The 10,731-nt window shown below is 63.6% G+C and carries 9 protein-coding genes and 2 pseudogenes; 10 read left to right on the top strand and 1 reads right to left on the bottom strand.

The genetic code is table 11. The features are described 5' to 3' along the window. The 9 genes from JaAD80_RS15240 to JaAD80_RS15200 all read left to right on the top strand — a co-directional run. The coding region (locus JaAD80_RS15240) for an alginate lyase family protein (RefSeq protein ID WP_102295186.1) at nt 1-1,831 on the top strand (1,831 nt) is incomplete at its 5' end. Between the two features lie 27 nt (nt 1,832-1,858). Continuing rightward, on the top strand, nt 1,859-2,968 hold the full coding sequence (wecB, locus tag JaAD80_RS15235; protein ID WP_102295188.1) for a non-hydrolyzing UDP-N-acetylglucosamine 2-epimerase: 1,110 nt from the start codon (nt 1,859-1,861) through the stop codon (nt 2,966-2,968). Next, nucleotides 2,965-3,702 (top strand): WecB/TagA/CpsF family glycosyltransferase, encoded by a 738-nt coding sequence (locus JaAD80_RS15230; RefSeq protein WP_102295184.1) that lies wholly within the window; start codon nt 2,965-2,967, stop codon nt 3,700-3,702. The genes wecB and JaAD80_RS15230 overlap by 4 nt, the downstream gene beginning before the upstream one ends. 50 nt (nt 3,703-3,752) lie before the next feature. Next, on the top strand, nt 3,753-5,033 hold the full coding sequence (locus tag JaAD80_RS15225) for a nucleotide sugar dehydrogenase (protein ID WP_102295183.1): 1,281 nt from the start codon (nt 3,753-3,755) through the stop codon (nt 5,031-5,033). Nucleotides 5,034-5,195: 162 nt separating this feature from the next. Beyond that, the gene (locus JaAD80_RS15220) at nt 5,196-6,347 is read left to right on the top strand and encodes a sugar phosphate nucleotidyltransferase (protein WP_102295181.1); all 1,152 of its coding nucleotides are present in this window, start codon (nt 5,196-5,198) and stop codon (nt 6,345-6,347) included. 23 nt (nt 6,348-6,370) lie between these two features. Then, nucleotides 6,371-7,825: a mannose-1-phosphate guanylyltransferase/mannose-6-phosphate isomerase gene (locus tag JaAD80_RS15215; protein ID WP_102295179.1), complete on the top strand. Its 1,455-nt coding sequence runs from the start codon at nt 6,371-6,373 to the stop codon at nt 7,823-7,825. A 181-nt stretch (nt 7,826-8,006) separates the two neighbouring features. Further along, a complete protein-coding gene (locus JaAD80_RS15210) occupies nt 8,007-8,564 on the top strand; it encodes an FxDxF family PEP-CTERM protein (RefSeq protein WP_102295178.1) in 558 nt (185 codons plus the stop codon). 81 nt (nt 8,565-8,645) lie between these two features. Further along, complete coding sequence (locus JaAD80_RS15205; RefSeq protein ID WP_102295176.1) at nt 8,646-9,224, top strand: FxDxF family PEP-CTERM protein; 579 nt, start codon at nt 8,646-8,648, stop codon at nt 9,222-9,224. 139 nt (nt 9,225-9,363) lie between these two features. Continuing rightward, nucleotides 9,364-10,386 carry a TIGR03790 family protein gene (locus JaAD80_RS15200; protein ID WP_308410616.1) on the top strand — a complete coding sequence of 341 codons (1,023 nt, stop codon included), beginning with the start codon at nt 9,364-9,366 and terminating at the stop codon, nt 10,384-10,386. 70 nt (nt 10,387-10,456) lie between these two features. Here the strand turns inward: JaAD80_RS15200 and JaAD80_RS31520 are convergent. Beyond that, nucleotides 10,457-10,549, bottom strand: a pseudogene (locus JaAD80_RS31520) (PEP-CTERM sorting domain-containing protein); the annotation flags it as partial. Nucleotides 10,550-10,603: 54 nt separating this feature from the next. Here JaAD80_RS31520 and JaAD80_RS30365 point away from each other — a divergent pair. Then, nucleotides 10,604-10,731, top strand: a pseudogene (locus tag JaAD80_RS30365) (aldehyde dehydrogenase family protein); the annotation flags it as partial.

The raw sequence follows: 10,731 nt of genomic DNA, 5'->3' as shown, positions 1-10,731 counted from the left end.
GCCGCTGGCCGGCGCGGGCGCCGCGCGGCCATACCGCGTGCCAGGCCTGGACAATGCGGCCGCCTACCTGCGCGAAGCCGATGCCATCATGGCTGGCGAAGTGCTGCTGTTTGCCACCGCGCGCTTCCAGGTGGGCACCTTGCCGCGCTGGAATACCGATCCGCTGACGGGCGTGGCGGGACCTTCCGGTTTCAGCCTGGCGCTGGACATCACCGACCGCGCCAGCGTGGGCGACATCAAGCATGTGTGGGAACTGAGCCGGCATTTGCACCTGGTGCGCCTGGCGCAAGCGTGGGCGCTGAGTGGCGAGGCGCGCTACCGCGATGCGCTGGCGGCGCAGATCGATTCCTGGCTGGAACAATGTCCGCCGCTGCAGGGACCGAACTGGACCAGTTCCCTGGAGCTGGGCATCCGGCTGATCAACTGGAGTCTCATCTGGCACATCATGGGCGGCAGCGACGGCGCCCTGTTCCAGGGGCAGGCGGGCGAGCATTTGCGGCAGCGCTGGCTGGCGAGCATTTTTTCGCATTGCCAGTTCATTCACCGCCATCTGTCGCGCCATTCGTCGGCGAACAATCACCTGATCGGCGAGCTTGCCGGCCTGTACGTGGCCAGCCAGGTGTGGCCGTGCTGGCCGCACAGCGCTGGCTGGCGCGCGCAGGCGCGGCGCGAACTGGAGCAGCAGGCGCAGCGCCAGCACTCGGCTGATGGCGTCAACCGCGAACAGGCGTTTGCGTACCAGGTGTTTGCCGCCGAATTCCTGCTGCTGGCTGGCGTGAGCGGCGCGCGCGCCGGCACGCCGTTCAGCGATGCCTATTGGCGCGTGTTGCAGCGCGCCACGCATTTCCTGCGCGCCGTGCGCGACGTGGGCGGTCATGTGCCGATGGTGGGCGACGCCGACGACGGCATCGTCTTCCGGCTGGAACCGGCTGAGGCTATGGATGCGGGTGACCGGCCATCCATGCTGCTGGCGCTGGGCGAAGCCCTGTGGGGTGGCCAGCCGCCGGCGCAGCACAGCGCCACGGCGCAATGGTTGCTCGGTGGCATGACCTTCCCGGCCATGCCAGCGCCGGATGGCGCGGCCGGCGCCTGGAACTTTGCCGACGGCGGCTACCTGCTGTTCGGCAGCGACTTCGGCCAGCCGGCGGAAATCAAGGGCATGCTCGATTGCGGCCCCCTCGGCTACCTGGGCATCGCCGCGCACGGGCATGCCGATGCGCTGGCGCTGACCTTGTCCGTGGCGGGCGAGGAATGCCTGGTCGATCCCGGTACTTATTCGTACTGGCAGGACATCAAGTGGCGCGATTACTTCCGTGGCACGTCGGCGCACAATACCCTGCGCGTCGACGGGCAGGATCAGTCGGTGAGCGGCGGGCGCTTCATGTGGCTGCGCAAGGCGGCGGTGCGCATCCTGCAGATGCCGGCCGGCCCGGCCCAGTTTGTATTTCGCGGCGCACACGACGGTTATGCGCGCCTGGCCGATCCGGTGCGCCATGTGCGCAGCGTGGAGTTCGACGCGGCGACGCGGCGTTTGCGCGTGCGCGACAGCGCCGAGGCGCGCCAGGTGCACGCGCTGGAACAGTTCTGGCATTTCGCGCCCGGCCTGTCGGTGCGGCTGGAAGACGGCGTGCTGGTGGTGCGCGGTGCGCGCTTCCGCCTGGAAGGCCGTTTCGCGGGCACCGGCCTGCGCCTGCAACTGGCCAGCGCCAGCGAAGACCCGCCGCTGGGCTGGTATTCGCCCCACTACGAAGTCAAAGTTGCGTGTACTACCTTGTGTGTCGCGGTCGATGGCGGCGACATCGCGGCAGAATTTACGCTGGCATTATTTTAGTCCCTATTAACGTTGAAAGAACATACGATGCCTACCCTCTATCTGGTTGCCGGAGCGCGTCCCAATTTCATGAAGATCGCCCCCATCGTGCGGGCGCTGCAAGCCCACGGCGGACTGCGCTTCAAGATCATCCATACCGGTCAGCACTATGACCGCGACATGAACGAAGTGTTTTTCGAGGAACTGGGCATCCCCCAGCCCGACGTCTTCATGGGTGCCGGCGGCGGCAGCCATGCGCAGCAGACGGCCAGGATCATGCTGGCCTTCGAGGAACTGTGCCAGGCCGAGCGGCCCGATGCCGTGCTGGTGGTGGGAGACGTGAATTCCACCCTGGCCTGCTCCATCGTGGCGAAGAAACTGAATATTCCTGTCGCACACGTCGAGGCGGGCTTGCGCAGCGGCGACATGGCCATGCCGGAAGAAATCAACCGCCTCGTCACGGACAGCATCAGCGACTGGTTCTTTGTCACGGAACCGAGCGCCCTCGAGCACCTGCGGCGCGAAGGCAAGCCCGATGACGCCGTGCATTATGTGGGCCACGTGATGGTCGACAACGTACTGTACCAGGCGGAAAAGCTGGCCGCCAACGGCATCGGCGAAGGCGAGGGCGCAGCCTTCAAGGCGCGCCATGCGGGCGCCGGCCAGGGCTATGGCGTGGTGACGCTGCACCGTCCCAGCAATGTGGACAGCCAGGAAATGATGCAGGCCATCGGCGGCGCCTTGCGCAGCATCGCGCAGGACTTGCCGCTGATTTTCCCGGTGCACCCGCGCACCCGCGCCAACCTGGAAAAGTTCGGCATCGACATGGGGCCGAACGTGACGCTGGTGGGGCCGCAAGGCTACATGGCCTTCCTGAACCTGTGGAAAGACGCCAGCGTCGTGCTGACGGACAGCGGCGGGCTGCAGGAAGAAACCACGGCGCTGGGCGTGCCGTGCCTGACGATACGTGAAAACACCGAGCGCCCGATCACGGTGGACGAAGGCAGCAATGTGCTGGTGGGTACGGACCCCGCCCGCATCGTGGCCGAGGCCGGCAAGATCCTGCGCGGCGAGGGCAAGCGGGGGCAGCGTCCCCTGCTGTGGGATGGCAAGGCGGCCGAGCGCATCGTGGCCGTGCTGGCGGCGCAATTATCATGAGCGGCCGCATCACGATGATGGGCTGCCAGATCGACAATCTGTCGATGGAAGAAACCCTGCAGACGGTCGAAGGCTTCATCCAGTCCGGCAAGCCGCACCAGCATGTGGTGGTGAATGTCGACAAGCTGGTCAAGGCCGAGCGCGATGCCGAGCTGCGGCGCATTATCAACGAGTGCGCGCTGATCAATGTCGACGGCATGCCGGTGGTCTGGGCCTCGCGCCTGCTGGGCAAGCCATTGAAGGAGCGCGTCGCCGGCGTCGACCTGTTCGAAGCGCTGATGCGGCGCAGCGCCGCCAAGGGCTGGCGCGTGTACCTGCTGGGCGCGCGCGAAGAAGTCGTCAGCGAGGTCAAACGCCTGTATGAGATCAAGTATCCGGGCCTGGTGGTGGCCGGCTACCGCAATGGCTACTGGAGCGAGGCGGAAGAGCCTGGCGTCGTGGCGGACATTGCGGCGGCGCGTGCAGACTTGCTGTTTGTTGCCATCAGCTCGCCGAAGAAAGAGCATTTCCTGGGCCAGTACCAGGACCAGATGAAAATCCCCTTCGCCATGGGCGTGGGCGGCACCTTCGATGTGGCCGTGGGCCGCGTCAAGCGCGCGCCCGTGTGGATGCAGAAGTCGGGGCTGGAATGGTTTTATCGTTTCTTGCAGGAACCGCGCCGCATGTTCCGGCGCTATTTTATCGAGGACATGGCGTTTTTTCGCCTGTTCCTGAAGGAAGCGCTGCGCCGCTGAGCGTCACCCGTCCCCAATGGTTACTCCCTTTTTAGATTGAAAGTATTGCTATGACTACTATTGCCGTGATTGGCCTCGGTTATGTCGGTTTGCCCCTCGTTGCCGAATTCGGCAAGCAGGGGCGCACCATCGGTTTTGATATCGTGCAGAGCAAGGTCGACAGCTGTCTGCGCGGCGTCGATCCTTCGCGCGAGCTGAGCAACGAGCAGATGGCGGCCGCCGTGCACGCCGAATACTCGTCCGACCCGGCCGTCCTGGCCGAAGCCGACATCATCATCGTTGCCGTGCCCACGCCCGTCGACGTGGCGCACAGCCCGGACTTCGGGCCGCTGATCGGCGCCAGCAAGAGCCTGGGGCAGCACATGAAGAAGGGTGTCATCGTGGTGTACGAGTCGACCGTCTATCCGGGTGCCACGGAAGAAATCTGCATTCCCGTGCTGGAGCAGGCCTCTGGCATGCAGTGGAAGCGCGACTTTTTCGTCGGCTATTCGCCCGAGCGCATCAATCCGGGCGACCGCAAGCACATGCTGACGAACGTGGTAAAAGTGGTCTCGGGCGACACGCCGCAAACGCTGGAGGCGGTGGCTGCCATGTACGAATCGATCGTCGAACCGGGTGTGCACCGCTGCTCCAGCATCAAGGCGGCCGAAGCGTGCAAGGTGATTGAAAACACCCAGCGCGACCTGAATATCGCGCTGATGAACGAGCTGGCCATCATCTTCGACAAGATCGGCATCGATACCTCCGAGGTGCTGACGGCGGCCGGCACGAAGTGGAATTTCCTGAAATTCAGTCCCGGGCTGGTGGGCGGCCATTGCATCGGCGTCGACCCCTACTATCTGACGCACAAGGCCGAGACCCTGGGCTACCACCCGCAGGTGATCCTGGCCGGCCGGCGCATCAACGACGGCATGGGCAAGTATATCGCCGAGCAGACCATCAAGAACATGATTGCCGCCGGCAGCTACATCAAGGGCGCGCGCGTGAACGTGCTGGGCCTGACGTTCAAGGAAGACTGCGCCGACCTGCGCAACTCCAAGGTGGGCGACGTGATCAACGAACTCAAGACCTATGGCGTGGAAGTGTTCGTGCACGACCCGTACGCGGATGCAGAAGAGGCGATGCACGAATACGGCGTGCGCCTGTTCAGCTGGGATGAGTTGCCGCGCGCCGACGCCATCGTGGCGGCCGTGTCGCATCGCGCGCTGACGTCGCTGCCGGTGGAAGACTTCCAGCAAAAACTGATCAAGGGCGGCTGTTTCATCGACGTCAAGGCCTGTTTCAACGAAGCGGAACTGCGTGCCGCCGGCATCAAGGTCTGGCGCCTGTAGCACATGTTTGACCTGGAACAGGGAATGCCGCATTCCCTGTTTTTCCGCATGCTTCCCCGCGCTGTATCAAACGTGCTGAAGAGCACGTCTATATAGTCGATCCGGCAGTCTTTGCACAGGGGCAGCGCGGCCACCCTCATCCACGATGGAAAGCAAGCGATCATGAAAGCAATGATATTGGCGGCAGGCAAGGGGACGCGCGTGCAGCCCCTGACCTACGATTTGCCCAAGCCGATGATTCCTATCCTGGGCAAGCCCGTGATGGCTTACCTGGTCGAGCATCTGGCGCAGCATGGCGTGACCGATATCATGGTCAACGTCAGCTACCTGCATGAAAAGATCGAGGAGTATTTCGGCGAAGGCCACCAGTTTGGCGTGCAGATCGGCTATTCCTTCGAGGGCCATACAAATGACGCGGGCGAGGTCGTGCCGGTGCCGCTCGGCTCGGCTGGGGGCATGAAGAAGATCCAGGAGTTCGGCGGCTTCTTTGATGAAACCACGATCGTGCTATGCGGCGATGCCTTGATCGACCTCGACCTCAAGTCGGCCCTGCTCGAACACCGCCGCAAGGGCGCGCTGGCTTCCGTCATCACGCTGGAAGTGCCTTGGGACAAGGTGTCGAGCTATGGCGTGGTGGTCAGCGACGCCGATGGGCGCATCCAGGCCTTCCAGGAAAAGCCGGCGCAGGCCGAGGCGCTGTCCAATTGCGTCAGTACCGGCATCTACCTGTTCGAGCCGGCGGTGCTGGACCTGATTCCCAGCGACCGGCCGTTCGATATCGGTGCGGAACTGTTCCCCCTGCTGGTGGAAAAGGGCTTGCCGTTCTATGCGCAAAAGCGCCACTACAACTGGATCGACATCGGCAGCGTCAAGGATTACTGGGAAGTGCTGCAAAGCGTGCTGATGGGGGAGGTGGCCCAGTTGCACGTACCCGGTATACAGATTGCCGATGGCGTGTGGGTGGGTTTGAACACGCGCATCGACTGGAGCGGCGGAACGCGTATCGAAGGCCCCGTGTATATCGGCTCGGGCTGCCGCATCGACGCGGGAGCAAGCATTGTCGGCCCCACCTGGATCGGCCATGGCAGCCATGTCTGCGCGGGCGCCGAAGTGGTGCGCAGCGTGCTGTTCGAATACACGCGCGTGCTGCCTGACGTGTTGCTCGATGAAATGATCGTCTTCAAGGAATATTGCGTCGACCGCGCCGGCCGCATGCGCCACGTGTCGGAAGGCGACGCCAACGCCTGGGGCAATGCGCGCGACCGCCGGCGCCAGCGCCGCGCGAATGGCCCGCCGGGCCTGTATGCCACATAGCAGACCGTCGATGGAGTATCTCCATGAAAATCTATCCTGTGATTCTGTCCGGTGGTTCTGGCAGCCGCTTGTGGCCATTGTCGCGGGCGGTGTTGCCTAAGCAACTGTTACGCTTGGTGACGGACAAGACGATGTTGCAAGAGACGGCGCTGCGTGTGTACAGCCTGCCCGCGCGCGGTACTGGCGACAGGGCGCTGGCGCGGATCGAGGTCATGCCACCGATGGTCGTGTGCGGTAATGAACACCGTTTCATGGTGGCCGAGCAATTGCGCGAGATCGGTCTGGCGCCGCTGGGTATCCTGCTCGAACCGGTAGGGCGCAATACGGCGCCGGCCGTGGCAGTGGCGGCGCAGTACCTGCTGGCCTTCGACCCCGAGGCGCTGATGTTGGTGTTGCCGGCCGACCATGTCATCACCGATGTCGCCGCGTTCCACCTGGCGATCGCCGAGGCGGCGGCGCTGGCCGGCGATGGCGCGCTGGCCACCTTCGGCATCGTGCCGACGGCGCCCGAAACGGGCTATGGCTACATTCGCAGCGGCGAGCCGGTCGGCACCGGCGGGGCCGGTTATCGCGTCGCACGGTTCGTGGAGAAGCCGGACCTGGCGACGGCACAGTCATTTGTCCTGTCGGGGAACTACTTGTGGAACAGCGGCATGTTCATGTTCCGCGCCGAACGTTACCTGGGCGAGCTGGGGCAATTCCAGCCGGCCATGCTGGCCGCCTGCGTGGCAGCCGTGCGCGACGGCTACCGCGACCTCGATTTCTGCCGCCTGGAAGAAAAGGCCTTTGCCGCCTGTCCGTCGGAGTCGATCGACTATGCCGTCATGGAGCATACGGCCCACGCCGTGGTGCTGCCAGCCGCCATCGGCTGGAGCGATGTCGGTTCCTGGTCAGCCCTGTGGGAAGTGCAGCAGCGTGATGCCAGCGGCAACGTGGTGCGCGGCGATGTGTATCTCGATGACGTACGCAATTGCCTGGTGCGTGCGGAAAGCCGCATGGTCGCCGTGCTGGGCGTGCAGGACCTGGTGGTGGTGGAGACGGACGACGCGGTGCTGATCGCGCACAAGGGCCAGGTGCAGCGCGTCAGGCAGGTGGTGGAGCATTTGAAGCAGCAGGGACGCAGCGAATACCAGCAGCACCGCAAGGTCTACCGGCCATGGGGCAGTTATGAAGGCATCGATATCGGCGAGCGTTTCCAGGTCAAGCGCATCATCGTCAATCCTGGCGGCAAGCTGTCCTTGCAGATGCACTATCACCGTGCAGAACACTGGGTGGTGGTCAGCGGCACGGCCAGTGTCACCTGCGGTGACAAGGTGACCTTGCTGACGGAAAACGAATCGACCTATATTCCCATCGGCATGACGCACCGGCTGGAAAACCCGGGCAAGTTGCCTTTGTACATGATTGAAGTGCAGTCCGGCAGCTACCTTGGCGAGGACGACATCGTGCGGCTGGAAGATGTATACCAGCGCGTCTGATGGCTTGCCGGCCGAGATCCAAGAACATAGAAACTATTGACTCTCAGAATGATGCTATAAAGTAACTTTCCATTGGAGAATAGTTAACACATTTGATTGCTTTATGCTATGATTCTGCCTGGTTTGATTAGATAACTCATGCGGATGCAAGCGCGTCCGCACTCACGCTCGGTGGAATCGCATGACGAAAAATACGTATTCGGTGCTGGCGGCGCTGGCCTTTGCCGGTTCAGCCTTGTTCTCGCAGGCGGCAATGGCTGCGCCGGTCGACATCAGCTCCGTTCCTGGCGCCGTCAACCTGGCCGCCGGCGGCTCGCTGACCTTTGGCGACAAATTCAAGAACAATCAAAAAAGCAATTTTTTCAATGACTTGTTCACTTTCAACGTGACGCAGGCCAGCGATTTGAGCGTGATTCTGAGCGCGCGCAGCAGCAGCGCCGCGAATGGCCTGAACCTGACGGGTTTTGGCTTGTACAGCAGCGTCGGCAACACCTTGCTGCTGGGCGGCAACCAGTTGTTGACTGGTATCGATGACAAGTGGAGCTTGTCGTATGCCAACCTGGCCGCCGGCGCCTATTACCTGAAAGTCAGTGGCAATGTGGTCTCGAACACGGGCGCCGCCTTCAGCGCGAATGGCAGCCTGGTGTCGGCCGTGCCCGAGCCGGGCACGTATGCGATGCTGCTGGCAGGCCTGGGCTTGCTGGGCTTCGTGGCGCGCCGCCGCCAGAAGGCAGCCTGAGCGTTCTACGCCGTTCCTGATCCCTTTCGCATCTTATCCCGCGGCCAGTGCGTACTGGCTGCAGCACTCTTGGTGAAAAGTATGAAAAAATTCCTGCAATCCCTGTTTGTGGCCGCCATGTTTGCCGGCAGCAGCCTGGCCGCCCACGCGGCGCCTGTTGACCTCAGCCACGCGGCCGTGGACCTGACGCAAGACCTGCTCGACTATTCGAGCAGCGAACTGCTGGGCTCGTTTGCTCTGGCACCGGGCCAGCTGGCCGGCGCGGGCAACAACTTTTTCAGCGACAAATTTACCTTCAGCGTGACGGGTTTGAACGACCTGAGCGCATTGGCGACGTCGCTCAAGCCCAGCATCAATTCGGGCCTGACCCTGACCGGCTTTAGCCTGGGCAATGCCAGCGGCATCCTGTTCCAAGGCGCGCTGGACCTGGTCAACTACACGGCGCAGGACCAGGCCTGGAGCCTGGCGTCCGGCGCCACGCCGCTGGCCGCCGGCAACTATTTCCTGCAGATCGACGGCTATGTGGCCGCGCCGACAGGTGGCAGCTACAGCGGCATCCTGGCCGTCACGCCAGTGCCGGAACCGGAAACCTACGGCATGCTGCTGGCCGGCTTGGCTGTGCTTGGTTTCATGGCGCGCCGCCGCAAGCCGCAGGCTTGAAACGCATAGGCGACAAATAAAGACGGAGGCTGCGGCCTCCGTTTTTTTTTGTGCGTGGCGACATGGCGCTATAATCGGCAGGCACAGCTGGCCGCTGCGGGCTGGCTGCCTCGATCGACTTACCTTCCGATACCGACCCTTGCATAAACTTCTCTCTATTTCGCTGCTGCTGGCCACCGGCATGTCACGCGCCGATGCGCCCGCCGTCGCGCCGGGCCTGCAGCCGTCGCAACTGGCCATCGTCATCAATGATGCGGAACCGAACAGCGTGGAAGTGGGCGAGTATTACCGCCAGGCGCATGCCATTCCCGCCGCCAACGTGGTGCACGTGTCGATCCCGAACCGCCCCAAAAAGCTCAGCGCCGACCAGTTCGCACAGCTCAAATCGCGCATCGACGCCCAGCTCAAGCCGGAAATCCAGGCCGTGCTGATGGTGTGGAGCGCGCCGTACGCCGTCGAATGCAATTCCATCACCTCCGCCTTTACCCTGGGATATGACGGCGGCCAGTGCGTCAAGACCTGCGACGCGGGCAAGCCCAGCACGTATTTCAACAGCAATGTGGGCCAGCCGTTCGCCCAGATGGGGCTGCGCCTGTCCATGCTCCTGCCCGTCGATTACGTGGAAGAAGCCAAGGCGGTGGTCGACCGTGGCACGGCTAGCGGCTTTTCCATTCCCGCCGCCGGCGCGTACTATCTGACCACCAGCGACGGCGCGCGCAACAGCCGTGCCAGCTTCTTTCCGCCGGCCGGTGTGGTGCGCCAGCGCAAGCTGACGATCCGCAACCTGAAGACCGACACGCTGGAAGGCGCGCAGGACGTGATGGTCTACCAGACGGGCCTGGCCAGGGTGCCCAAGCTCGACACCTTGCGCTTCCTGCCCGGCGCCCTGGCGGACCACCTGACCTCGTTTGGCGGTGACTTGCAGGGCACGGCGCAAATGAGCAGCCAGCGCTGGCTTGAAGCGGGCGCGACCGCCAGTTACGGCACCGTCAGCGAACCGTGCAACCACTGGCAGAAATTTCCGAATCCCACCGTCCTGCTGCGCCGCTACCTGACGGGGATGACGGCGCTGGAAGCCTACTGGGGCAGCGTCGCATGGCCGGCCCAGGGGCTCTTCATCGGCGATCCGCTGGCGGCGCCGTATGCGGCGTTCCGGCGCTGAGGCAGGCGGGGATACGGATGCGTGGACGAAAAAAAAGGCTCTTGCGAGCCTTTTTTGAGATGGTTGCCGCTTATGCCCTGGCCTGGCGCTTGCGGCGCGCGGCAAATGCCACGAGGCCCAGGCCGGCCAATACCATGGCATAGGTGTGGGGTTCCGGAATGGCTGGCAGTTCCGTGGCGGTATCCTGGCGCCCCTGCAGGCCGCCGGCCGCACCGCCGCCGCCCATGCCGCCAAGGAAGCGTGGGGCAAGACCTCGCCTGCCGAGCGCGCCAATATCCTGAACCGCATCGCCGACCGCATCGAACAGAACCTGAGCCTGATCGCCACGGCGGAAACCATCGACAA

The sequence above is a fragment of the Janthinobacterium sp. AD80 genome (genome assembly GCF_002878455.1).
In the GTDB taxonomy this organism is placed as follows: domain Bacteria; phylum Pseudomonadota; class Gammaproteobacteria; order Burkholderiales; family Burkholderiaceae_D; genus Janthinobacterium.
This window is presented reverse-complemented; position numbering and strand designations above follow the sequence as displayed.